This window comes from Anaerotignum sp., from assembly GCF_040307045.1.
Lineage (GTDB): Bacteria > Bacillota > Clostridia > Lachnospirales > Anaerotignaceae > Chakrabartyella.
Genome location: NZ_JAWRKF010000020.1, coordinates 370,668 through 395,545, shown reverse-complemented (window position 1 = coordinate 395,545; position 24,878 = coordinate 370,668). Strand labels below are relative to the sequence as shown.

The 24,878-nt window shown below is 35.7% G+C and carries 21 protein-coding genes; 7 read left to right on the top strand and 14 right to left on the bottom strand.

Annotated elements, in window-relative coordinates; translation table 11 throughout:
- The first annotated feature begins 4 nt into the window (after positions 1-4).
- Positions 5-1,510 (top strand): glycosyltransferase family 2 protein, encoded by a 1,506-nt coding sequence (locus ABVZ64_RS11890; protein WP_352401225.1) that lies wholly within the window; start codon positions 5-7, stop codon positions 1,508-1,510.
- Positions 1,511-1,850: 340 nt separating this feature from the next.
- On the opposite strand, the gene ABVZ64_RS11885 is transcribed toward ABVZ64_RS11890, so the two are convergent.
- From ABVZ64_RS11885 to ABVZ64_RS11850, 8 genes are all read right to left on the bottom strand, one after another.
- On the bottom strand, positions 1,851-3,647 hold the full coding sequence (locus ABVZ64_RS11885) for a glycosyltransferase (RefSeq protein WP_352401224.1): 1,797 nt from the start codon (positions 3,645-3,647) through the stop codon (positions 1,851-1,853).
- A gap of 95 nt (positions 3,648-3,742) precedes the next feature.
- Positions 3,743-4,306 (bottom strand): DUF6385 domain-containing protein, encoded by a 564-nt coding sequence (locus ABVZ64_RS11880; protein ID WP_352401223.1) that lies wholly within the window; start codon positions 4,304-4,306, stop codon positions 3,743-3,745.
- A gap of 139 nt (positions 4,307-4,445) precedes the next feature.
- A complete protein-coding gene (locus tag ABVZ64_RS11875) occupies positions 4,446-5,153 on the bottom strand; it encodes a DUF6385 domain-containing protein (protein WP_352401222.1) in 708 nt (235 codons plus the stop codon).
- A gap of 473 nt (positions 5,154-5,626) precedes the next feature.
- On the bottom strand, positions 5,627-6,265 hold the full coding sequence (locus tag ABVZ64_RS11870; RefSeq protein WP_352401221.1) for a hypothetical protein: 639 nt from the start codon (positions 6,263-6,265) through the stop codon (positions 5,627-5,629).
- Positions 6,266-7,369: 1,104 nt separating this feature from the next.
- A complete protein-coding gene (locus ABVZ64_RS11865; protein WP_352401220.1) occupies positions 7,370-7,981 on the bottom strand; it encodes an accessory gene regulator ArgB-like protein in 612 nt (203 codons plus the stop codon).
- 24 nt (positions 7,982-8,005) lie between these two features.
- Positions 8,006-8,161: a cyclic lactone autoinducer peptide gene (locus tag ABVZ64_RS11860; protein WP_352401219.1), complete on the bottom strand. Its 156-nt coding sequence runs from the start codon at positions 8,159-8,161 to the stop codon at positions 8,006-8,008.
- Positions 8,162-8,309: 148 nt separating this feature from the next.
- Entirely contained in the window at positions 8,310-9,578 is a 1,269-nt protein-coding gene (locus ABVZ64_RS11855; RefSeq protein ID WP_352401218.1) for a GHKL domain-containing protein, read from the bottom strand.
- A gap of 4 nt (positions 9,579-9,582) precedes the next feature.
- Positions 9,583-10,293 carry a LytR/AlgR family response regulator transcription factor gene (locus tag ABVZ64_RS11850; protein WP_352401217.1) on the bottom strand — a complete coding sequence of 237 codons (711 nt, stop codon included), beginning with the start codon at positions 10,291-10,293 and terminating at the stop codon, positions 9,583-9,585.
- 489 nt (positions 10,294-10,782) lie between these two features.
- Between ABVZ64_RS11850 and ABVZ64_RS11845 the strand changes: the two genes are divergently transcribed.
- Together ABVZ64_RS11845 and ABVZ64_RS11840 are read left to right on the top strand one after the other, a co-directional pair.
- Positions 10,783-11,373 carry a chromate transporter gene (locus ABVZ64_RS11845; protein WP_352401216.1) on the top strand — a complete coding sequence of 197 codons (591 nt, stop codon included), beginning with the start codon at positions 10,783-10,785 and terminating at the stop codon, positions 11,371-11,373.
- Positions 11,367-11,927, top strand: coding sequence for a chromate transporter (locus ABVZ64_RS11840; RefSeq protein WP_352401215.1), 561 nt, complete (start codon positions 11,367-11,369; stop codon positions 11,925-11,927). The genes ABVZ64_RS11845 and ABVZ64_RS11840 overlap by 7 nt, the downstream gene beginning before the upstream one ends.
- Positions 11,928-12,006: 79 nt before the next feature.
- On the opposite strand, the gene ABVZ64_RS11835 is transcribed toward ABVZ64_RS11840, so the two are convergent.
- Together ABVZ64_RS11835 and ABVZ64_RS11830 are read right to left on the bottom strand one after the other, a co-directional pair.
- On the bottom strand, positions 12,007-12,879 hold the full coding sequence (locus ABVZ64_RS11835; RefSeq protein WP_352401214.1) for a LysR family transcriptional regulator: 873 nt from the start codon (positions 12,877-12,879) through the stop codon (positions 12,007-12,009).
- Between the two features lie 195 nt (positions 12,880-13,074).
- Complete coding sequence (locus tag ABVZ64_RS11830) at positions 13,075-14,469, bottom strand: hypothetical protein (protein ID WP_352401213.1); 1,395 nt, start codon at positions 14,467-14,469, stop codon at positions 13,075-13,077.
- 618 nt (positions 14,470-15,087) lie between these two features.
- On the opposite strand from ABVZ64_RS11830, the gene ABVZ64_RS11825 reads away from it, so the two are divergent.
- Positions 15,088-15,993 carry an AraC family transcriptional regulator gene (locus ABVZ64_RS11825; RefSeq protein WP_352401212.1) on the top strand — a complete coding sequence of 302 codons (906 nt, stop codon included), beginning with the start codon at positions 15,088-15,090 and terminating at the stop codon, positions 15,991-15,993.
- 408 nt (positions 15,994-16,401) lie between these two features.
- On the opposite strand, the gene ABVZ64_RS11820 is transcribed toward ABVZ64_RS11825, so the two are convergent.
- Positions 16,402-16,947: a TetR/AcrR family transcriptional regulator gene (locus ABVZ64_RS11820; protein WP_352401211.1), complete on the bottom strand. Its 546-nt coding sequence runs from the start codon at positions 16,945-16,947 to the stop codon at positions 16,402-16,404.
- Positions 16,948-17,078: 131 nt separating this feature from the next.
- Between ABVZ64_RS11820 and ABVZ64_RS11815 the strand changes: the two genes are divergently transcribed.
- Both ABVZ64_RS11815 and ABVZ64_RS11810 read left to right on the top strand, forming a co-directional pair.
- Positions 17,079-17,933 carry a DegV family protein gene (locus ABVZ64_RS11815; RefSeq protein WP_352401210.1) on the top strand — a complete coding sequence of 285 codons (855 nt, stop codon included), beginning with the start codon at positions 17,079-17,081 and terminating at the stop codon, positions 17,931-17,933.
- Positions 17,934-17,984: 51 nt separating this feature from the next.
- Positions 17,985-18,872: a DegV family protein gene (locus ABVZ64_RS11810; protein WP_352401209.1), complete on the top strand. Its 888-nt coding sequence runs from the start codon at positions 17,985-17,987 to the stop codon at positions 18,870-18,872.
- 285 nt (positions 18,873-19,157) lie between these two features.
- Here the strand turns inward: ABVZ64_RS11810 and ABVZ64_RS11805 are convergent, their stop codons facing one another.
- Together ABVZ64_RS11805 and ABVZ64_RS11800 are read right to left on the bottom strand one after the other, a co-directional pair.
- Positions 19,158-20,510: an aldehyde dehydrogenase family protein gene (locus ABVZ64_RS11805; RefSeq protein ID WP_352401208.1), complete on the bottom strand. Its 1,353-nt coding sequence runs from the start codon at positions 20,508-20,510 to the stop codon at positions 19,158-19,160.
- 75 nt (positions 20,511-20,585) lie between these two features.
- The gene (locus ABVZ64_RS11800; protein ID WP_352401207.1) at positions 20,586-22,280 is read right to left on the bottom strand and encodes an APC family permease; all 1,695 of its coding nucleotides are present in this window, start codon (positions 22,278-22,280) and stop codon (positions 20,586-20,588) included.
- Between the two features lie 148 nt (positions 22,281-22,428).
- Between ABVZ64_RS11800 and ABVZ64_RS11795 the strand changes: the two genes are divergently transcribed.
- Positions 22,429-23,397, top strand: coding sequence for a helix-turn-helix domain-containing protein (locus ABVZ64_RS11795; RefSeq protein ID WP_352401206.1), 969 nt, complete (start codon positions 22,429-22,431; stop codon positions 23,395-23,397).
- Positions 23,398-23,499: 102 nt separating this feature from the next.
- On the opposite strand, the gene ABVZ64_RS11790 is transcribed toward ABVZ64_RS11795, so the two are convergent.
- The gene (locus tag ABVZ64_RS11790; RefSeq protein WP_352401205.1) at positions 23,500-24,726 is read right to left on the bottom strand and encodes a saccharopine dehydrogenase family protein; all 1,227 of its coding nucleotides are present in this window, start codon (positions 24,724-24,726) and stop codon (positions 23,500-23,502) included.
- Between the last annotated feature and the right edge of the window lie 152 nt (positions 24,727-24,878).

Genomic DNA, 24,878 nt, shown 5'->3' with positions numbered 1-24,878 from the left:
TCGTATGTATGATTATATCGAAATTAACACAGATAATGTCTCTAAGCCCACTGAGGCCAATTCCATTTGTGACTCAAGGGAGGGGGCAGCTAAATCCTTTGCCAACAATAGCGGTAATGAACTATCTATTGCAGTCATTACTTACAATCGGTTAGATAAAACCAAAGTATGCGTTGAGCATTTAATTCGTAACACAGAGGTCCCTTACCACCTTTTTTTGATTGACAGCGGTTCAGGGCCTGAAGTCTTAGAGTATTACAAAGCTGTGAAACACCCGCAAAAAACAATTATTCGCATTACAAATAATATTAATGCAAATTATTCCTTTTGGGTGGCAAAGCAACACTTAAATAGCAGATATTGCGCAATTATTTCAAATGATGTGGTTGTAACCAAAAACGCAATTGCAAATCTACTAACTTGTATCAAATCCGCCAATAATATCGGGTGGGTATCCCCCGTTTGTTCTAACATATCAAACCGACAACAGGTTCTCTTACCCTTTCATTCTATAGAAGAAATGAATGATGTTGCTACCTCCTATAACATATCCAATCCTCTAAAATGGGAGGAACGACTGATGCTAATGCCCGCCATCTTCTTTTACAAAAAAGAATGTATCGATATTGTTGGAGGCTTTGACTATGGCTTTTTCCACGACTTTGCAGACGATGATATGGCAAGAAGGATGAACAGAGCAGGTTACAAAACCATCCTTTGTAAAGATACTTGGGTACACCACGACCATATCTATCATTCTACTCCTCAAGATACCGCCAAACTGAACTCCTCTTTAACGATGGGACGAAAAAATTTTGCTGAAAAATATTTTGGCTTAGATGCATGGGATGATTTCAGAAATTATGAAATGGAAGTGACCTCTCTTATAGAAAAACCCAACAAGACCACGTGGGTACCCTCAATTCTAGGTATCGATACACGATGCGGAACCCCAATACTGGATGTTCGTAACAAGCTTCGGGAATTTGGTATCACCCAAACTGCTTCCTACGCATTTACAACTAAAGCAAAGTATTTTTTAGACCTGCAGACCATATGCGAAAAAGTAACCTGTGATAGAATCGACTTTTTATATGATTATTATGAGAAAAATAGCTTTGATTATATGATTTTAGGGGAGCCCATCAATACCTATGATAAACCGTTTCATCTTCTAGAAAAGCTTTTTTCTCTGATAAAAGACAACGGAACTTTCCTTTTTAAACTAAGAAACACCTCTAACCAAAACAATCTTATGTATTCCCTAGGAAATATTGAAAAGTGCAGCTTAGAAGAATCCGCACTGTGTATTTCTTTCGAAAGCATACATGAATATATACAGGAAATGGGTGCAAAGTTGCATCAAATCCTAGTTATGCAAGAACCTCTTTATCCCGATGCTGCAAAAATCCTTGACGTAGTGAGCGAAAATGTTATCTCCCCAAGTTTTAAAGAGATTGCACTACCAAGACTTATAACCAAAGACTATTTGTTTTGTATCCGGAAATAAAGAACCCAATTCTAATAACCCTTTCCCTCAAAACAGCATATTATTTTTGGGGGTTATTTTTTCATTTTTTTCTAATTGTAATTAAGTCCCTATTCATATTCTAGGAAACGTTGGTTTCTCACAATCATTTTTCCTTTCTAAGCTTTATAGCATTGCATAACCAACCAAAAATATAGTTTGTAATTTTAAAGGAAATTCTTTTATAGAACGAATGGTTTCTTTAATTCTCAGTCACTCATTCTTGAAGCCTATGAAAAAACCCTTTTATATCTTTTTTCTTGAGATATAAAAGGGTGACTTTTTTCAATCTATGACCCACTCATGGTGTTAAAAAATTAATTTACTGCTCCGGCAAAAGAAATTCTTTATTCAATATTAGCACCGCATTGGCGTTGATAACATCCAATTCTTTCATGGAGCGGATAATATTTTTAATCGCCAGTTCTTTATAACCATTTACATAGTAAATGTTTGCTAAGTCCAACAAAACTTCATTGCTGTTGATTCGATTCAAAATTTGTAGGCTCTCTTCAAACAATTCGAATGCTTCGATTTGTAACATTTCAGATAATACACGGTAAATAGCTGTCTTCTCATCACATTCAAAGGTGACATCAATTTTATCCACAAAATATTGGAGTATACGTTGCTCACTGATATCTGATAAGGTATCGATAAAATGAGTTACCTTTTCTTTCTGACACCCCAAAATACCCTTCTGCTTGGCAACCAGATGACATATCACTGCATATTCTAAGGATCTTCTCTTGACATCAGGCAATAAATATTTATCACTTGAAGAATTTAATACTTTGATAAACTCATCCAAGGCTTTTTCATATTCTTTTTGATAGAATAAAATTCTGCCTTTTAGCCAGTGAATATCATCCAAAAACCCTTGTTTATCTTGGATTCTGGCATAATATGTTTCTGCCTGTTTATAAAGTCTTTCATTAAGCAAAATATCAACCATGACTAACACATTATTAATATAGTACTTATCGGCAAATAAATTTTCCAAGTTTATGGCAACCATGTTCTTATCTAAATATAGTTTGTTTAGAATTGCACCAATTTTATAAATCAGCTCATAGTGACTGCTCTTGATGCTAACTGCTTTTAAATAATAGGATAACGCATTTACAAAGTCATCCTGCAAAAAATATATATGCCCCAATTCGATATAAGCTCGAAATCCATCTGTATCACTTAGAAATGTTAAATTTGGAGGTGCTGCTCCAATTGCAATGCACTTTTCAAAGCTAGCAATTGCAAGAGAATATTGTTTATGCGCTTTATAGATGCGTCCTCTCAAGTATTCATAGTCTGTACATTTGGGATAAAGCATAATACCTTCTCCCAAAGTCAACAAACTTTCGTCATCTTTATTTAAGATATTTAAACATACTGCTCTTCGAAAAATCAAATGGGGGCAGTATGCCAGGGATGTATCTTTATTTTTATATGCCTTGTCAAAATAATATAAAGCTTTGGCATAATTTTCATCGCTCATATATTCGTTTCCCATATTAAAAAGCTGAAAAGAATCATCAGGGTTCTGATCCAAAAGCTTCTGTATCATTGGAACATTTCTTTCCCGCTTCTTCTTCCCTGCGTTGGACTTTAGATAGCCATAATGGCGCACCCTTACATCTGTGGTTTCCAAGTTAATAACAATTGCCTTGCGGTTAGGTACTAACTGCTCATGAATGACACCATCATAATGAAAATAATGGTTTTTAAAAATCCTTACTCCCACATGGGTATTATAATTCTCCTCTGAGTCCTCATCTATAAAATTATGAAATTTAAGTCCAATTCCATTTGCTTTTGTTTTTTTTAAAATGCCCCTTAGTTTTTGAATATCTTCCAAATATAATGCCTCATCCGCGTCCAACACAAGAATCCACTGACCAGTGGCCTGCGCCAGAGAGTAATTCCTTGCCTTGCCAAAATCATTTTCCCAAGGATATTGATAAACTTTAGGATTAAACTGTTTAGCCAATTCAATGGTATTATCGGTTGATCCAGTATCAACAATAATTATTTCATCCACCAAGGAAGAAACGCTTCTAAGGCATTGTTCAATATATTTTTCTTCGTTTTTCACAATCATACAAAGACTAATTTTCACCATCCCAATACCTCCCAACATAATACATGATATGAAAAGTCGCAGCGCATGTGCACTGCGACTCTAGATAGGCTTATGGCTTGTTGAATTATATTGTCTTATGCTTGGCCGTTGTAGTAAGCACTAAATGTTGCTGTATTCGTACCTAATTCATATTGCAATTGTACATATTGTGCAAAAATATCGATAGGGATTACTGCTTTCCCACCACCTATAACAGTTTTGCTTGTATAGTTTGGATCAGCAAAATATGTGGTGCCATCAGGACTCAACATTAATGAATATGTTACTGTGTTACTACCAGTGTTGTTGATAAACATTGACGCTGTAGTAAGTGTAGAAATGTTTGTTGCCGTAAATACATTACCAGTACCCGTAACATTTGGTAAATTTGCTGTTGCAGAGGTAAAAGTTTGTCCAGAAATCAGAACAGTTAATGTTGTGTTGGCTATGGTAATGGCATTATTTACCGTTACACTACCGTCTACTGTCAATGTTGCGTTGGCAATGGTAATGGCATTATTCACCGTTACACTACCTGTCATTAACATATTACCAGCAGAATCTAGCTGAAGCAGCTGTAAAGTAAGGGAACTCTGATTATAACCATAAATCGAGGACTTTAACTCGGAAGCCGTGGTATTGAAAATCAAGTTATTCATAAAGTTAAAACACTCCTTATTATATTAGTGGCTTGTACTAGAACTTAGGCTTGTACTACAACTTAGACTCATATAGGTACCTTTTGTTGCAAACCGGTTCAATACATAGTATGAAGACGAGCTGAAATTGGTTACTGCTTTACCTCGCCAGCTGAGATTGGAACCAAACATTGGCAATAATACCCTTTTGTGAGCTATTCAAAATTGCCCTAACATACTTTGAAAAATATTTTGGATTCAACACTATAATTTCATTAGGTACCACCTCAGTCCATTGCAAGCTAGTAGCAGACTTTTTTGCATCAGGGCTATTGGCCAAAGCAACATTTATGGGGTGCTCGCCTAAATTTTCCACCCAAATAGTAAGCATCTTGACAGTTGCCATTAGGAAATAAGGTGAAAACGCCTCTTTTTGTCTGCTGGAGATATAGAGTTTTTTATCAAAATATGGCTCACACAAAAATTTCGGCACAATAATATCCTTTTTATAACAAATTAAAAGCTGAGATGAGATCACCTGGTTATTACCATACGCAACAATCATCCCATTGTTTTCTTTTATACCTGATGCCAACAAGTGATAGTTTTCTGAGATGTCTAGCAAAACTTCCTTTCGCCACGGGGTTTTAAAATCATTACTTTTTTTCATTGTTAAATCTCTCTTAACCCAACTATTAAAATCATCATTTAAATAACATTGAATTTCTTCTCCATCAGTGTTACCACAAACCTCAAGTGATAAATAGGCTGATTCTACATTCTCGGAATCAAAAAAGTTCTCAATGTTAAAATACACTATACCAAAGGTATCAAATTTTTTTATCGAGATTGGAACAGCATTTTTCATGTTTTTTTCGCCTCCTATCCTTATATTTAAAAAATTTCTAATGCTCGGTTCCTAATTTATTCTATGCTTGGCTCACTATTGTGTGTTTCCCCACTGTAAATCCAAATAAGTAAAACGTTCTTATCATAATATCTAGTCAAACAAAAAAAATAATAGGCGCATTTTTGCTGTTTAAAAACCATAGCCTAGCACAACAAAGAAGTAACATTGATAAAGGGTTCACCCCTCTTGCACCACGATTTTAATCTATTTACTGCAAAAAAATTACCTCGCGGATGATTGAAATAATAAATGCAGCAATATACAACAAACCAATTCTCCGTGTAAGTAATATTCCTAGATCAAACTGCCAATAATTTTTCAGAAAAAAGCTACGTAACTCCTTTTAAAATAAGAAAAAAAGATTAAGCATTTGAAGGATAAAATCCAACCAATTCTCAACCTTTTCTCTATATTAGTAGGCTTTAATTTTTTTACATGAGCCACCAAGTTCCATCAGGCATATCATATAAGATGCCGGAAAAATGTCTTATTACCTCACCTGTAAAAACACTTCTTACATAAATCTCCTCGTTATAGTCTGGATCCTCTTTCCACTTTGAAAAATATAATTCAGCCCCATCCCTGTGAACCAAATTTTCCGAAGAATCCACCATAAACGAAAATCGTTCAGGCCAAATCAACTCGAATAACCCATCAGACCCGTGTCTATATAAGGTCAGAGGGGCCATGCTTAGCTGCAAATTATAACAGTCGGTTACAGTAGCTAATGGAAGTTTAGCGATACACAACATTATATGGCTATCCACATTTAAATGATAAATTAATATTTCTCTGCAAACAAAGTCAACCACCAAAAAAGCTATTCCATCTTGATTCCATACAGGACGTTGGATATAGATATTTTTCTTTCGATCAAAAGGTTTAATAACTTCGCCATGAGGGTAGCGAATTAGGTACATATTCGTTCCCTCAAAATGTAAGCCATTCTGTATCATCTCCTCTGCCTCATAAATATCTCCTGTCCATTCAGCAGAATAATACCAGTTATTTGTTCCAGTAACTTTATCCAATGGCATACTGGAAAGCTGTCCAATCTTTCTGATCTCCATGGTCCCAAACCTCAATTCTATTTTCTATGTTTTTAGATTATATTTGTTTAAATACTTATTCCTTCTTATTTATTACCCTTTATTGAACGCCTTTTTCATTTCCCACTTCTCAACTTATTGGTTGCCAATGATAATAGACCCTTTTATTTAAACTTGCTAGCCTTCAAAATGTTTAACTATTGTGGATAGAGGCATAAAATATTTCGTTTAGAAGTCCACCAGTATTAAATACCATTTGTTGTTTTTTCAAATAGAAATAAAGCAATGCAATCCATGTGTAACGTCCTATTAAAATCTCACATGCTAATAAAGCAGATTTGCTATTACGAACTCATCTACTTTGATCATAATCTAATTAGTAAATTTAATATTTACAGAATACCTCATAAATTATTTTGGTTCAATACTAACACATGAACTGTTTAGTCTTTACTGGGAAATATGCAGCTCTTTTAATACCAATGAAACTAGAATGGCATATAACTAAAAAAAGACGCTAGCCTTCTGCATCGCGTCAAACAAATCTATTTAAATACGTATATTTAAATTATGCTTCTAGAAGATCGTTTGAAAATAGCTTGAAATTTCAATTGATTTTCAGCCACTATAATTATGTTCATCATTTAACCTCCCCGTAAAGGGCACATCATCCGATGTATTACTTCCTTACATACCAGCTATAAAATGTAAAAGAAACTGCTAATATAGAGACGATGGTTCTACTTATATCTAAAGCAAAGCCATGCATTTTGCCAGTACTCCCTAAATAAACGATTGAAATTGCATATATACATGAAAGCACCCAAACTGAATTATAAAATTTATGATTCATAGTAATGCTCCCTCTTCGATAAATTTGAATGATACCACCTTTTAATTGTATTAAAATCGGCTTTAAAAACCCTTGATTAAATACACACAAACAAAGATAATGAAATGTTTGTACTAAGAAGCAGTTGTCAATTAAGTCAAATTTAAACAAAGATACATTTTACTTGTAAAACTAACTTTGCTGCCAAATTGGCTTTAAACTTCTAAAGGAATCATACGATTTACCATAACCCGATTATCCCAGACTAGTAACAAAAATAGTAAAAAACCCTGCTAATCTACATATAATGGTTCATTTTCCCGTGTTTTTAAGATTTTTCTATTTTTAAGAATACCCATTAAAAGGATAATGGCCAAAAAGCAAACAGACATTTCTATTACTGCTGTAACCACCTCTATACCTGAAACATAAGCCAACGCTGCTATTGAGGCTAACAAAACCAGTGTTCCCCGAACTTTTTTCTGATATTTTAAGTGCTCCTCTGGTAATAAAGGTTTGTTTGCATCTGCAACTGGAACTAACCTCCAAACGACACAAAATGAAATTATGAAATAAAGCAGCTCCCAAATACTTTTGTTATGCTGTAAAAATCCAATTCCCAGTAAAATAAACACGTTTGTTACTGTGGACATAATATAGCATCTCAGCTGGGTTTTTGCATGATATCCCCCGGCAAAAATTCGTAGTGGTAGAAAAAAAATCAGATATAAAACTATTTCAAGAAACATGTTCAGGATGATCCCAATAGACAAAGCTGTAACAATATTCAACAGCAATATTGCACCTTGGTAAATTCCAAAAATGTAAATATCCTTGTCGCTATCATCCAGCCCCTTTGCCAGCTGCATTTGTTTCCACACGCCATCTAGCAATCTTTCAGTCATTGTAATCACCCCGAACGCAAATTCTTAGTCTCTTTTCAGTTTCTCGCTACCATTAGGCATTTTAGGTTGGTAATACTCAAACATACAAGTAGAGTTCACTGATACCACAGTAATTACCATAGCCAAAGAAGTAATTGCTTTCCATAATTCTAATTTCCACTTACCCATTTTGTTTTTCATAGAACAAACCCCATTTCATTATTTTTTAAGTACAAGCTGATTTTAACACGATATTTGATAGAATTCATAAAACGCCAAAATAAGCAAAGCTTCTTCCAAAATTGGCAACAAAAAACACATCTTTGGATCAAAAGATGTGTTTTTTTAATCAGATATACATAACGATTTCTACGTCAAAAAAATTATTCTCAGTTGTAATATCTAGCTCTCCATTATATTTCTCTACAATCCGCTTCACGTTGTTTAACCCCAGTCCATGAGGCTCATCTGTTTCTTTTTTCGTAGTAAAAAATGAATTTCCTTTTCTCTTTAATTCACCACTAAAAGTATTTCTTGTTTGCAAGAAAATAGTTCCTCTATCGTAGAAAAATTTGATTGCAAAACTACCTTTTCCCTGGTGCTGCAAAGCCCGAATTGCATTATCCAGTAAATTGCCTAAAATTACAACTATATCAAAATCTTGTATACCGATATTATCAGGTATATTAATATTAATATCTACATCAATGCCCAAGTCATAAAGGATTCGAACCTTATAGTTTATTAATCCATCTAATATTTTGTTTCCCGTCATAACATAGTTTGAATCCAGAGACATCTTTTCTTCTAAAACACGTACATATTCTTTAAAGCTTTCATTCTTACCATTTGTCATCTCTTTTAAAGCAATCAAATGGTTTTTATAATCGTGCTGAAGTCTTTTAATGTTATCCTCAGCGGCACCAATCACTTGTATCTGCTGAAGGTATGCCCTATTCTGTTGGGCAAGGAATTGATTTTGCATTTCAACCTCATATTTTTCAACCAACTGCACATACAAGTAGAAAAATGCAATGTTAATTAAAAACAGGCATGAAATGACAGTTACATTTATCCACTGTTCATAGCCACCCAAAATTAAAGCTATATCCGCCACTGATGAAATACAAGGTATAATTGTTATACATAACCAGTGAATTTTAGGTAGTATAATCTCATCATTATCTCCCAAAAACCTACGCAACACCAGAACGATTAGGTATAAGAGGAAGTTGCTCAAAACGTATGTAATGATTTCAATCCTAGGAGATGGGCCGTAAAGTAATATTGCCGTTCTGGCAACGATACCCTCACAAATTACCCCTATCATAAAGATTGAACTGGCAGCAAATATCCTTCGCCAAATTGAGCTTTTGTAAGGCAAAGTCAGGATAACAAACAAAATTGCATTTGTAATGACTGTAAGTAAGGGATTTTTTGCAAACAAATATACACCACTATTGATTATAAAGTATGCAAATAAAACTCCTCTTTGCGCCGTTTTTGACCATCTTAAATTTCTCCTAGCAAAAAATACGTCCAAAAAAAGGTTGATTGCAAAAATTCGAAAAACATTAGAAACCAAGTAAATTATCTCACTGTATCCTAAGGAAAGCATAATATTAATCCTCTCTTCGCCACAAACTAAGTTGTTTTCTCACATCTTTACGATACATACGACTAATAGGCAACTCTACCGAGTTGCTTAGTAAAACCCTGTCAAATTTAAACTGAATCACATATTGCTGATTTATGATGTAGGATTTATGTATACGAATAAAATCTGTAGCTGGTATGGTTAGGTTACATAATTTATCGTAAAAGCAATCCTCCCCCTGCTTCATATGGATATAAATTTTTTTGCCCTCGCTGCTAAAATATAAAATATCTCTATAGGGTACCTTTTTTTCCGTTCTATCACTTTTGTAGCATAAATACTTTGTTTGTCTTCCTTGTAACTGTAATGTTTTTTCTAAAACTTTATGTACTTGACTTTTCGCAACCGGTTTCACCAAAAAATGAATGGGTCTTACTTGGAAAAGTTCTAAAGCATAAGATGTTTGTGCTGAGATAAAAGAAATCTGCGTATTATCGTCCATAAGTTCTTCTCTGATAAAGCGACCTACCATTATGCCATTTACGGCCTCCAGCTCAATATCTAAGAAAATAAGGTCATATTTTTCTTCCTCCTTCAAGCTAGTAATGAGTTCTTCTCCAGAATAAAACACGTCAATCTCGTATTGAATATTTTCTGTTGCAAAAAATTCTATTATATTTCTTTCAATTTCAATACAAACCACTTCATTATCATCACATATTGCAACTTTAAACATTTTTAATCCCACCCTAAATAGCTTTAGCTTGTATATATACATTACCATATTTCTCTAAAATTCGCCACAAAATATATCGAATCATAAAGTTTTTTGTAAATAACCCTACCTGACGCTGCTTTATAAAAATAAGAAAATTTCAGGAAATATGAAACATAAAACCACAAAGAATTATCAAAGTTAATATTCACGAATCGAAATTTCTGAACCCTGATGTGAAAATTACGCCTCTACTGACGAAAATGCAAAGCAGTTCGACCTTCTAAAATATCTTTTTAGTAAATCCCTGTTCTTTTACTCTAGGTTATCGTTAGCTCTCCCCTACTGAAGCTAAAACTTCATTATGATAATACCTCTAAACCAAAAAGCGGATGCCCTTAAAAGTTGATAATGAATTTATTATCGGATTAATAAATCTTATATATTTTACAAATTAAATAATCCCAACTATAATTTCACTATACTTAAAACATGAAGGAGTTGAAAAAAATGAAACATTCCCCTAAAATACTGTGGCAATTATTTCTTAGTACATTTATGTTAAGTGCTTCTACTTTTGGCGGTGGGTTTGTTATCGTTTCTTTAATGAAAAAAAAGTTTGTCGAAGATTTAAAGTGGCTAGAAGAAGATGAAATGTTAGATATTACTGCAATAGCACAGTCGTCCCCTGGGCCTATTCCAGTCAACGCTTCAGTCATATTAGGCTATCGTATTTATGGTGTAATTGGTTCTATTGTTGCTATTCTAGGAACTATCATTCCTCCAATGATTATAATCTCCATCATATCTGTTTTTTACGCCCAGTTTCGACAAAATGAGGTAATTGCAACAGCACTTCAAGTTATGCGTGTAGGTGTTGCCGCTGTAATCTTTGATGTAGTTGCAAATCTTTCAAAAAATGTATGCAGAACAAAAAGCGTTTTTTATATTACGCTTATGGTCATTGCTTTTGTTTTAGCGTTCTTATTGGAAGTTAGTGCAATGTATATAATACTTGGCTGTTTAATAGCCGGATTTATTCATCTATTTGTTCAGCTATACAAAGAAAAAGCAAAGGAAGGTGGGAATTCTAAATGTTAATTATAAAACTATTTTTTAGCTTCCTTCAGGTTGGACTGTTTAGTGTTGGTGGCGGCTATGCAGCAATCCCCCTTATTCAAAATCAGATTGTGGATACCTATCGTTTGATGACACTGGCAGAATTTACAGATTTAATCACCATAGCCGAAATGACACCCGGGCCTATTTCAATTAACTCTGCAACTTTTGTCGGCACACAGCTTGCTGGCATTCCTGGGGCACTTATTTGTACCTTGGGTTGCATCATTCCCTCTTTTTTCATTTGTCTAACCCTGGCTTATATATACTATAAATTCAGAAAATTAGGAGGTGTACAGATTATTCTTGGTGCCCTAAGACCTGCCGTTGTTGCCTTAATTGCAACAGCTGGGCTGTCAATCCTTTTTCTAGGGCTATTTGGATCTGAAAAAGGCTTCCAATTGGAAGATATCCGCTATATAGAACTTTTTTTATTCGTCATTGGCTTAATTACTTTGAGAAAATTTAAGGCAAATCCCATTGCTGTAATTTTTGGAACAGGAATCATTGGAACTAGCATGTATTATGTGCTGTAGGCTTGAAATCACCACAAAATGTAAAATATTATAGAATAAAAGGGGTTATCCATTCAAATGGACAACCCCTTTGTAACTTTTAATTTGTTTGGCAAACCTCTATAAATTGTTTTAATTCCAGAGATAAATATTTATCCTTATGATAAATTAGCTGTATATTTCTTTTTAGATTCACATTGTGAATTGGTATGCTTTTCAAAGTCCTATCCTGCAATTCTTTCTCAATCATCAGCTGTGAAACAATCGCCAGTCCACGGCCATTTAACACAGCGTTCTTGATTGTGTCTACATTGCTGCAAATCCATTTTCTTCTAATAGTGACATTGTTTTGTTTTAAAATGTTTTCAAATTGATTTCTGTCTACGCTTCCTTCCTCACGAGAAATAAACGGTTGATTTTGCAAATCAGCAATTTCTAGTCCCTCTCTCTTGTAAAAAGGATGATCTTTCCCACAAATAATTACCAATTCATCTTCAAACAATGGCACTTTCACAATGTCTGTACCCATAATAATTCCTTCAACAACAGCCACATCGATGGCACAATTCCGTAGCATATCCTCTATAAAAGAGGTGTTATTGACAACTACTTCCACCTCAATACCCGGGATCATCTCCTCAAGCTTTTTGACATAATCATTCAAAATGCAAGCACCAACAGTAACACTGGCACCAATTCGTATTTTGCTTTTCTCACCAGAATTTTTCATTATTTCCTCTAATTTTTGAAAGGCATCAACTACGTGTTGTGCGTGGGGCAGCAAGTTTTTCCCTTTTTCTGTAAGGTACAATCTTTGAGATATCCTTTCAAAAAGCTTAACACCGTAATAGGATTCTAGCTCAGTAATTGCCTGGCTAATAGATGGTTGGGACACAAAAAGCTGCTTTGCTGCTTGATGCATCGTTCTATATTCCACAACAGCAATAAATATTTTAAGATGTCGAATGGTCATAACTCATCCCTACTTTCTCCAACCTACTATTTTTATTTTTGCTCCTTGAAGTAACAACACAGTGAATGAAATCTCTATTTCTATAAAAACGTCTTGAAGCGTTATAATTAAAGAAGTTGATAAGCCGGAGCAAATCATTGCAAAACATGCTGATCATTCCCCTTTTGAATCAGTTATTGTTTTTAGATTGCAAAATTATGCAACCGATTTCAAATTCTCATTATAAACCGGTTCGATTTCCGGGTTAACATAAACCTTATTCTCTTTTACTTTTTTTAGTATGTCATATTTCAAAGCTTTAAACTCCGGATAGCTATCAAAAAAGTTCAACTTTTTCTGCGTTTCAGCTGTAGGGGCTCTGTCTAAGAAAACGTATGCCGAAAAACTTTCAGCCATATCTTCTGCACATTCCGTTGCAGAATAACCTGTAACAAATTGAGATTGATGGCGGTAATAAAAATATGGATTATCTGGATTTGTGGACCAATCATTTATAATATCCTCCCAAAACGTCTTGTAATAAGCCTGAAGGTAAGAGTCCTCTTTTGCTACACATTGCCCGTCAGTAAACCTTTCTGAGGGGTAAGCAATTCTATCCTCCTTAAAATATTCCACTTGTTTTTCATTCAAGGTAATATAATGTGCCATTTCATGCACCACTGTATATGGAAATAGTCCATCCTCCGTAATGTCTGCCGGATCTACCGTCATACACCATAGTTTTCCTTCTGAATCTACGGGCATCACATAAGCATACGTCCCTAATTCGCCATCCCCGCCAACTTTAAAATATTTAAAATTGGCAAACAGCTTTATTGGTAAAATATCTGTTGTTTGCTTCCAAACCAACTTTAATGCTTCTTGCTCCTCTGGATTTAAAACCTTTAAACCATTTTCTGCTCCATTTTGATACTTCACTTCAAGCTCAGGTGTAATTGTAAACATACCAAAATTTTGTTGATTCTTATCATCCAATAAGTTTAGAGATATTGCGTCTACGTCCAACCCTTTATATTTGCAAATTATTTTATTTATCCCTTGTTGGGTTTCATCGTAGGAATCCTGCTCGTCACTTTCTGCTGTCAAAAAATAAGCATCTCTTATTTCCTTAAGCTCATTCCAATCCTTTTCTGTAAGTATCTTTCTGAGGTTTTCCATGGTATTTTCTCCGTAGTCTAAGTCAAAATCCTTACTTTCCTCCTCAAATTTATTCTCTCCGAATTGCCGTATCGTTTCTTTATCAAGTAAAGCTGTAATTTCCAGCCATAATTCATACTCCTCATCCATCATTTCGTAATTCTCTTTTTCCTCTCTTTCCGTCCTCAATGCTTCCCCTTTATGTACAAGTTGGCTTAGTTTGTATACCACCTTTTGTGAAACATCTTCATGAAGATCACCCAACAAAGCAAGCACCTTTGCCTGTTCCCGGTGGGTTAAACTTAAATTTGCAATATTTTCCCCTGCGCATCCGGTAAAAACCACACTACCTGCCATAAAAACCATCAATGCAGTGACAAGGATTTTCTTCCTCCATAGACAACATTCCAAAAATCTTTTATTTTTTGATAATAATTTTCCCGAACCTCTCATCGTTTTCTTTCCCTCTCCATTTCTAATTTTAAAATTAACATAAATGGCAGCTAAACTATGGCAATATTTTTTTATTGAATTAATCCTTTCAGAAGAAATTTAAAATCAGAATTTCTAAATTACCACGAGCACACCGGAAAACCGTTGAAAAAAATGATTTGCCCTAGATATGCATACAAAAATTTCTGTTCTCTAACCTTTATTATCACACTTATATTTCATTCCTATTATAATAGCAAAAATGTCAGCTGTCAGCTGTGTATTTTTTATCATTTTAGCTGTGAAAGGAACTGTGAAAAGTAAAAACAAATACACAAGGTTGTCTAACTTCCCAAACAAATTTTTAATAACACAATTCTTATGAATTGCTATAAAAACTGATTCTTATCCTGCTCCCCCTCCGTGGCATAAAGGTTGTCCACCATCAAACACTACTTATTCGTAACTCTATAAAATCACGGAGCATAATCCCTAAAGAGTCTACAACATTCCAATTTTACTTCTTTTAAAAATCATTCCAAGGAAAAGAAACACCCCTTAAACTTTGAAAACAGAGTATTCACAGACAAGCAGGATATAACATGATATAGTAACTTATAGGTAAAGGAGGTGCTTATAATGCACGCATGGGAACAAATACAGCAAACCATAGAATTTATTGAACTTCACCTCGACGAAGACCTAAACATCGAAAACCTAGCAAAGATGGCATCACTCTCACCTTTTTATTATCAACGACTCTTTAGCCGATTGGTTAAAAAACCTGTTGCGGAATATGTAAAACTTCGACGTATGGCAAAAGCGACAGAAAGTTTGTTACAAAAGAACAAAAGGATTTTGGATATTGCTTTAGAGCTTGGTTTCACTTCCCACGAACACTTTTCTAGAAACTTTAAAGAAACCTTTGGAATGACGCCCGCTCAATACCGTAAAAATGCCCAAACACTAAACCGCATGACAAAACCTCAGCTTCTACTCCATTACACTTTGATTGATGAAGGGGTACCCCTTATTACAGATGGCATTGTTCTTGAAATCAACAGGCAGAAGCTAGTAAAACCAAAGCACTTTATAGGTCTGGTGAAAAAGATGCCAGTGCAGTTTGTAGAAGGCCTGGGAACAAAATCAGGTATAGACCCCTTAGATACCCTCTGGAGAGACTTCCATCACAAAAAGACTTCAGAACTATATTTAAATGATAGTTCTCAGGAAATTGGAGTTTCCTATCCCTGTTCAGACACCAGATATTTTTATTATTTTGCAGGCAGTGAATCCCATTTAGCAAATGTGCCCCAGGGGTACGAAACATGGCAAATGCCAGCAGGGAATTATATCGTCTGTACCTTTGAAGCTGAGGATTTTGAGGTTCTTGTAATGGATGCTCTTTATAAAACACAACAATATATTTTTAAAACTTGGCTTCCCAAGCATAAGCTAAAAACGGCTGCATTTTGTGCAGAGCGTTATAAAAGCCATACCCCCACGACTACAAGCATGGAGATATGGCTACAAATTCAGGATTAATATTCTTTTGCCGGTCACTCCTCGTAGCTACCGGCGTTATTCTTTTATACTTATAGCCTTCCATTCTTCTCTTTTGATCAAGGAAATGAGTTGCTTCCCAATCGTAACTGATGAATTACATTTATTTAGCCCATCTTTCAATGTCTTTCTGAAGAAATCCAAATTACCAATTTTCCATCAGTTACACAGTGAGTGCTCCTATTTATTGTAAATTTTGATGTTCCAAATTGTACTCTAAAAGGGGTAAAACAACTCTATCTTCTATTTTTTTATTTACCATAATTCTTGTAAGCAACCATTACGCACTCCTGTTTAGGTTTTCACCTATAAATCCGAATTGTTTAATTCAATGGCTTTTTACAAGGCACCAACCTTTTATCTATGCTCATTTTTTAGGTTATTTTATGCTTAAACATTTGCTTCCTTCGTGACAAAATCCTCAATAATTTGAGCTAAATTCTCAGCCGTAATGTTTTTTTCATTCTTCTCCCATTTCAAAAACATATTTAATAAGGCCCCACCGTAGCAATACAGCTCATAAATAGACCCAGGATACTCCTTAAAAATTTTTTCCTCCATAAAATCATTCATGGCATTGATAATAAGTGAGTGAAGTCCTGAGCTTTCAAGAGTCTTAAAAAAATCTGCGTATCTGTCAAAAAATTTTAGTGAAAACAAAATATGCCTATAACTCATCATTGATCCTATTTCTGGATGTTGATTAACTTCAAGGATATATTCTGCAACTAACTCACCCAAATAGTCATTGATTATGTCTTCCTTTTTTACATAATAATTGTAGTAAGTTACCCTAGAGAGTCCCGCTTTTTTTGAAATATCGGACACCGATATTTTTTTAAAATCTTTTTGTTTCATTAATGCAATAAGCGCATCCCCTATACACATCCTTGTGAAGCGATTTCGCTCATTTTTGTTTTCATTTAATTCCCTCATACCCAAAACCTTTCATCATTCAGACATGTGTTTACAATTTTATTTTATTTGTAAATTGTAACATGATACTTTATATATTACAATATAATGTAGTTTTAAATACCATATGTAAAGAAGGGATGTTGCTTTTCATGAGATACGCAATAATAGCTGATTCAGGTTGTGACTTGACTGAACTAAACGGAATACAAAATGTCCTCTTTCAAAGAGTACCTCTTACTCTTCGTGTTGGAGAAAGAGAATATGTTGATGATACATCATTAGATATCAAATTATATATGGATGATGTGAAAAATTGCACCTCCCATACACGTAGTGCCGCACCTAGTCCAGCGGCTTGGATTGATGCTTTCCAACAAGCAGATGAAATAATTGCCATCACCATAACCAGCACTTTATCAGGAAGCAACAATAGTGCGCAGGTTGCAAAAGAAACAATTTTGTCAAAAGACCCTACCAAAAAAATACATATCATTGATAGTCTGTCTGCTGGACCGGAAATTACTCTTTTGGTTTATAAATTGGCTGAATTAATGGAGAAAGAACTATCTTTCAGTGAAATTGTAGACCAAATAACCCAATACCAAGAAAAAACCCACCTTTTGTTTATACTGGAATCTTTAGAAAACCTCATTCGAAACGGGCGTGTTAACAAACATATTGGAAAACTTGTAGGTATGCTTGGAATACGAATTTTAGGTCGTGCCAGCGTTGAAGGCGAGTTAGAAGTTTTGCATAAATGCAGAGGCCGAAAAAAGGCCTATGAGGCGTTGCTTAACACAATGATTGAAACGGGTTACAATGGAGGAAAAGTTATAATTAGCCATTGTTTTAACGAAGCAGGTGCAAACCACTTAAAAAAAGAATTAGAAGAAAAATTCCCAGCTTGTGCAATTCAAATCATGCCTACCGGAGGACTATGCAGCTATTATGCTGAAATGGACGGAATCATGCTTGCTTTTGAAGCAAATGTATCATTAAATTAGTATACGTGGTATAATGGTATAAAATCGTAATTACGAAGGGAAGGGAAACAAATGGAAAGATATATTCTAAGCTGCTGCTCTACCGCAGATTTAACCAAAGAACATTTCGAAAACAGAAACATCTCATACATCTGTTTTCACTATGAGTTAGACGGAAAAGAATATATTGATGATCTAGGTGACACATTAACTTTTGATGATTTTTATACCAAACTCAAGCAAGGTGCAACTACTAAGACTTCTCAGGTGAATTCTGAAGAGTTTGAAGCTTATTTCGAACCTTTTTTAAAAGAAGGTTTGGATATAATACATGTATGTCTATCGTCAGGCATTTCCGGCGTTGTCAATTCAGCAAATATCGCAAGGGTAAACTTACTGGAAAAATTCCCGGATCGTAAACTGTATATTGTCGACTCGTTGGGTGCTTCCTCTGGTTACGGATTGTTAATGGATTGCCTTGCTGATTTGCGGGATGAAGGGAAAACCATAGATGATTTAAAGCGTTGGGTCGATGAGAATAGGCTCAATTTGCATCACTGGTTCTTTTCATCTGACCTTTCTTTCTATATTAAAGGTGGCAGAATCTCTAAAACAGAAGGTATGATTGGGAATATCTTAAATATTTGCCCTCTACTAAATATGAATTCCGAGGGAAAACTGATCCCCAGGTGCAAAATTCATGCAAAAAAGAAAGCTATAAAAGCAATTGTAAATAAAATGGTGGAACATGCATCAGGTGGACTCGATTATACTGGAAAATGCTATATTTCTCATTCTGATTGCTTTATAGACGCCAAACAGGTTGCTGATCTGGTGGAAAGCACATTTCAAAATATAAACGGTCCCGTGGAAATATTTAATATAGGGACTACCATTGGTAGCCATACCGGCCCAGGCACGGTTGCTCTGTTCTTTTGGGGAAATGAGCGTAAAAATTAATAGCCCTGTTCCTTCCTTACGAATGATCTGTTGTCAATAAGTTCCTTTCTACCCCATTTTTTATCTATACTTCCCTAAGGCCATAAACTCATTTCAATGCTTTAGGGTTTTTTTATTTCTCAAATAAAAAAACCCTGGTAAAATTCGCCCCAAGTATCATCTTGTTTTTATTCTATTTATACTATCTTCTAATAAAAATAGCGGCTGAGGCCGACCAATATAATCTCAATGATCAAAACCGCAACCGCCATTTAAGTGGTAAAAACGGACTATATTTAATGTATATTACTTGCTAAAAATTTCTTCAGCCGAAGGTACTTTTACATCAAGAGGCATTGCAATTTTAGAAACATTGATTAAGTGGATATAATCCACGTTGCCAGCCAAAATGTTATTCCCCCATGTTCCACACCCCTCTGATACCGCTGGTGAAAGACCATTTGTAGCAGGACCCCATGCGTCCGGCGTCGGTTGGTTCACCAACAAGCGAGCCACTGGCAATCTCTCACCTGCATATCGAATATGCTCTTGGTTATTACTGAGAAGGCCGGCAGTATGTCCAATTCCTCCAGATTCTTTCATATTTCTTACTGCTATGTCAACAGCTTCTTCAAAGGTATCATAACCCTTAAGAATTACAATAGGCCCCATGATTTCCTTGTTCAAAACGTCTTCCTTGCCCACACCCTCCGTCTTCAGTGCAATGACTTCCGTGGCGTCAGGAATTGCAAATCCTGCTTCTCTCGCAATGACAGCTGCATCCTTACCAACCAAATCAGCATTTACTTTACCGTCATGGAATAAAACTTCACGGAATTTATCTACATCCTCTTTTTCATCATAAACAAGAATCCCTACATTCTTCAATGCATCACATAGTTCTTTTTCGGATTCCTGAGGGTAGAGCAATAGATTATCACCATCACAAAGAATACCATTATCACTACCTACAGCAACCAAAGAAATTTTAGCCGCTTCATCAAGATCAAAGCCTCTGTCCAAAATAACAGGAGGGTTACCAGGCCCTACGCCATAAGCAGGAGTTCCACTTGAATATGCAGCTTTTGTTAACCCTGGACCACCCGTGGCCAGAACCAAGTCGCATCTCTCCATCAACTCTCTGGATTTTTCAATTGTTGCCCCCTCAACCACTTGAATCAAATCTTTAGGTGCCCCATTCGCCGCCAAAGCCTGACGAATCAACTCAATTGTGTCAGTTGTTGTTTTTTCTGCACGGGGTGCTGGGGAAACGATAAGGGCATTTTTGCCTTTTAATGCATGCATGAAATTCCCTAGTGGTGTTACAGTAGGATTTGTTGCAGGAGTAATAGCTCCAATTACACCAATGGGATGTGCAACCTCAATGATACCCTCTCCTGGAATCTCATTGATAATACCAACAGACTTCTTATCTTTTAGGTAATCGTAAAAAACAGCTGCTGTATCTGTATTTTTTGCAATCTTATGCTCATATTTTCCAAGACCCGTTTCTTCAACAGCCAATTTTGCCAATGGCTTTGCATGATCATAAATGGTCTTTGCACTTACATAAACCAAATGGTCAATTTGTTCCTGAGTGTAATCGTGAATTAATTCTAAAGCTTTACGGGCATTTTCAATCTTTTCTTGAATTGTCATATTCATTCTCCTTCTTAATATGAATAGCACCTAGGTGCATTTAAACACATATATGAACCAAATCCATTTAAACAATTAGATACTGAACGTATTTGTATCAACATTCTTACTTTCATTCCGTGGCTCCAGCTTTTTGCTCATTGCCATGAGGAAAATGCCAAAAATTAAAACGACGGCTCCACCCCACTTAAGCAAGTCAATCATACCCCAGAAATTACTAAATATGCCACCGGCACCTTCCTCTAAATAATAAGCTGGGCCCCAGTCACCTTCATACCAAACCAGAACATACTGACCTAAAAAAGCAAGGGCTCCGATAAGAAAAGAAAACAAACCAACTCGAAAGGTGTCACCAACAGCTAATTTTGTTTTCGGGTTTAGGGGGTGGCCAATAGGATCCTTTACAGCAAGTCCGCCCTGCATTGTCTTAATGATGATATAGGCAATAACACCAGAACCAATGGCAATAATACCTACCAAAAGATAATCTGTGCCATTTAACACTAACGTTGCAATAGCGATAATGATAGGTGATATTACAGATAAAGTTAACCCAATCTTTCCTCCAGGGATAACAAATAGACCTTGCTTTCGTCTTTCTTCAATAGGATACACTTTTCGCAGTTTCACCAAAGCAAGCACAATGGTTATATACATTGCCATCATAAATACAACATCACACATAACCAAAGTTTCAAAGTCAAAATTCATTAGGAGCAAAATAGCCACTGATAAAACAATAATGGAAACATGAGGTACACCCTTCTTTTTGCTGACTTTGCACATAAACTTAGGGAACAAGTTATCATCCGCCATAACAAAGAAGCCTCTAGAACCAGATGCAATATACATATTATACATTGCCAACTGAGAAAGCATGGCGATTAGCAAAAATACATATCCCCAAATTGGCCCAAGATAGGTAGTCAATACATCACTATAGCCAAATGAGTTACCGTCAAGTCCTCCATCTACTGCCCAATTCGCCCAATTTCCTTCGCCCAAAGAAGCCAATCCCCCTAATAGCGGAAGAATATATGTAAGGGCAACTATGGGAAGGGCAATTATAAGTGCCTTGGGAATAACCTGAGGACTCTTCAGCTCCCCAGCCACTGTTCCTATACATTCATAGCCGCAATACATCCAAACAGCAATGCTAAGACCTCCTGTAATACCTTCAAAGAGGCTTACATCATTTGGAATAATAGGCTCCATTGGGTTTGTATTCCAATTGATAATACCAACAACTGCAACCAAAGCAAAAACCAATAATATTGTTACCGTAAGGATGCTATTCACTTTAGAAACCTCGGCAATCCCCATCAGGTTGATAATCAGGAAAATTACCACAACCCCAATTTTAAAAGCAAGCTCTGCCGTTGCGGACATTGGTATGAACTGCTTTGCATAACCAGCTGCAAGTACAACATAAATACTGTTTGAGACATAAAAACCTACTGTATTCCACCAGCCTACTTGAAAACCCCAAAACTCACCAAATGCTTTCTGTGCCCAAACATAGACGCCGCCCTCCTCAGGAAGAATTGCACCCAACTCAGAGCAAGTATTGCTTATGGGCATAGCCCATATAAATGGTAAAATGATTAATAAAATGAGTGATAACCCAGGCCCGGTAGAAGAAATCATCTCCTCCGCACCAAATCCACCTGCAGCAACCAATGAGAATATCATAAAAACAACCCCCATTGTTTTAACATCGTACTTCTTTAACCCTGCTATACCTTCAACATTCATTTCTTTATCGGACATATTTTTATCCTTTCCGGAAATATAAGTCTATAAGCATATTCCCTAATTTAGTTGGCAAATATTAGTAATAATGTACCAATTTCAATATGGCAGCAACTGCTATATAATAATAATATATAATATTTACTTGTTAGGAGGTCTGTCTTGTATGTATTTTAATGAATTTATAGGGTTTAAGTACCAAACTAAGGTACGAGCATCCCTTAGTAATACAAAGTATCACCCATACCATATGCACAAAAATGCAATCGAAATCATTGTTGTCTTAGATGGTGAAGTCGATATTTTTGATAGCACACTACATCGACCTTTATCCGCAGGAGATATTTATATCTTTAATGCAAAAGAGGGACATAAGCTTTCCTCTAACATACATAATATTATTCTCACAGTTCACATCGACATTGACTTCTTTTCCGAAGCATTTCCGGATCTAGTGGATGCATATTTTTTATGCGACTCCTATGCTAGCAAAGAAAAGGACTCCTCCGACCTGTACCAGCTACGCTTTTTATTATCAAAGCTGTTTTTTGAATACTCTTCTGATAGTGTAAATGACTTTAACCTAAACGCTTCTACGAAGGAAATCATTTCATTGCTGATTAAAAAATATAGCAACTATTACTACGCAACGAATTATACAGGAAGATATGAAATGCACAGAAAAATTGAAATGGCTCCCTATACCAACGAAAATAACCGAACCTATCGAATCATTAACTATATTTACGATCATTGTAAGGAAGAAATAAGTCTTTCAGATATAGCCCAAATGGAATTTTTAAGTACAGCCTACCTATCCCGTTATATCAAAAATAATGCTGGTTTAAGTTTCACCGAACTGCTATCTTTGGCTCGCTGCGATGAAGCTGAGCTTCTTCTGATCAATACCCAAAAAAGCATTGATGAAATTGCCATGGAACTGGGTTTTGCAAACAGGTATCACCTGTGCAAAAATTTCAAAAAATGGTTTGGTAAAACACCTTCAAATTATAGGAAAAACGTACTTGCAGATCTAAGTGGATCCACAAAAATCATAAACCTGGACTTTGATTATGGTGAAGCAATCAAAACTCTTAACGCATATTTAGATGGCTATTTAAAGAGCATTTCGTAACTATATTTCACATGGCAGTGATTTCATTAAATTAACTGCCATGTGAAAAGACATCCCATTTTTAATCTAAATACCACATATTATTATAACAGCTTCCTATCTTTACTTTACTTCTTTCACTTCTGTTTCCAGTGTAATGTCAAAATTTTTTGCTAGGTTCAAGTAGTAGTCGACCTGTGGGTACTCCAACATATCTGAAGAAATGAGGCCCTTTTGTGTAAACTGGTCTCTAACGAGCATTGTAGTATAGAATGAACCACACTGTCCTGTTAAGTACATTTCAGCAGAAAGACCGGATCTCTCAAAGGACTCAACCATGCCGGGGGCATAAACATAAGTTTCAACCATAACATCTTTTCCATCTTTTTTTCCAAACGCTTCAACAACCATAGCACCTGTATCAGAAACCAAACCTTCCGTAAGGATTTCTTCTAATTCTGCCTTATACTTTGGTGCTGGAGGAATATGGGCCAAAATGGTTTCAAATGGAACAACCTTTCGTCCATTAATTTCTTCTTCCTCACGAGAGAGTAAGCCTGCCCTGTAGAGAGGCTTTGCAAACTTAATGCCCTCCCCGCCATATTTAAATGCAGCATTTTTTGCACCTTTAAAATACTTATCGGCATTATGTCCGATATATAAAGGTTCATCATGAGCGTGTTCCACTAATTCGCAAACGCCCTCAACACCCTTAAACGTTCTATAATATGGTCTGCTGTGGGGCTCGGTTGGAATAACCTTGCCGTTTTCATATGTATAGGCTGTATCTGTCATATCGCCTAAGGCAGTAACAGGAGACCACCAGAAAGGCAAAAACCTTTTAGCTACAACACCTTCGTACACCAAACAGTTTACTGTTTCACAGGAATCTAGGTACCTCATTGCATCTCTGGCCACCACACAAATCATCCCCGGAGCAGAACCAGTTCCTATAATTGCTGTTTTTCCGATTTCTTGAAATCGTGGACCAATTTCATCATATAAATAGTCAACACATTTTACCCAATCATCGGGAAATAAAACATCCGTTGCTGCAAAGTCTTGGTAATCTGTTTTGGCCTCAATGGCAGCTTCCATTACAGTCAAACCATATTTAATTGGTAAAGCATTCACCAATAAATCAACATCTTTAGCTACGGCAACAATGCTATCTTTGTTTGTTGCATCTATCTGCACACCTCTACCTTTTTTCAAAAGCTTTACTAATTCATCGACTGCCTTTTTGTCATAATCAGCACAGATGATTTCAGAAACCTCATTTTCTTCGTCCATACGTTTTGCAACAGTTGAGCCCTGGGCGCCAACACCTAAAATTAAAATTTTCTTCATAGTTTCCTCCCTCTCTTGTCTCATTCCAGTAATACAGCTTTTAATGGTTTACATTTAATACCCAATACTTAAGTTTTTAGATATTACAACTTAGTCATCTGTTCGGTACGACAACTAAGCTATGGTTTAATTGTATCAGAGTAAAAAAATTT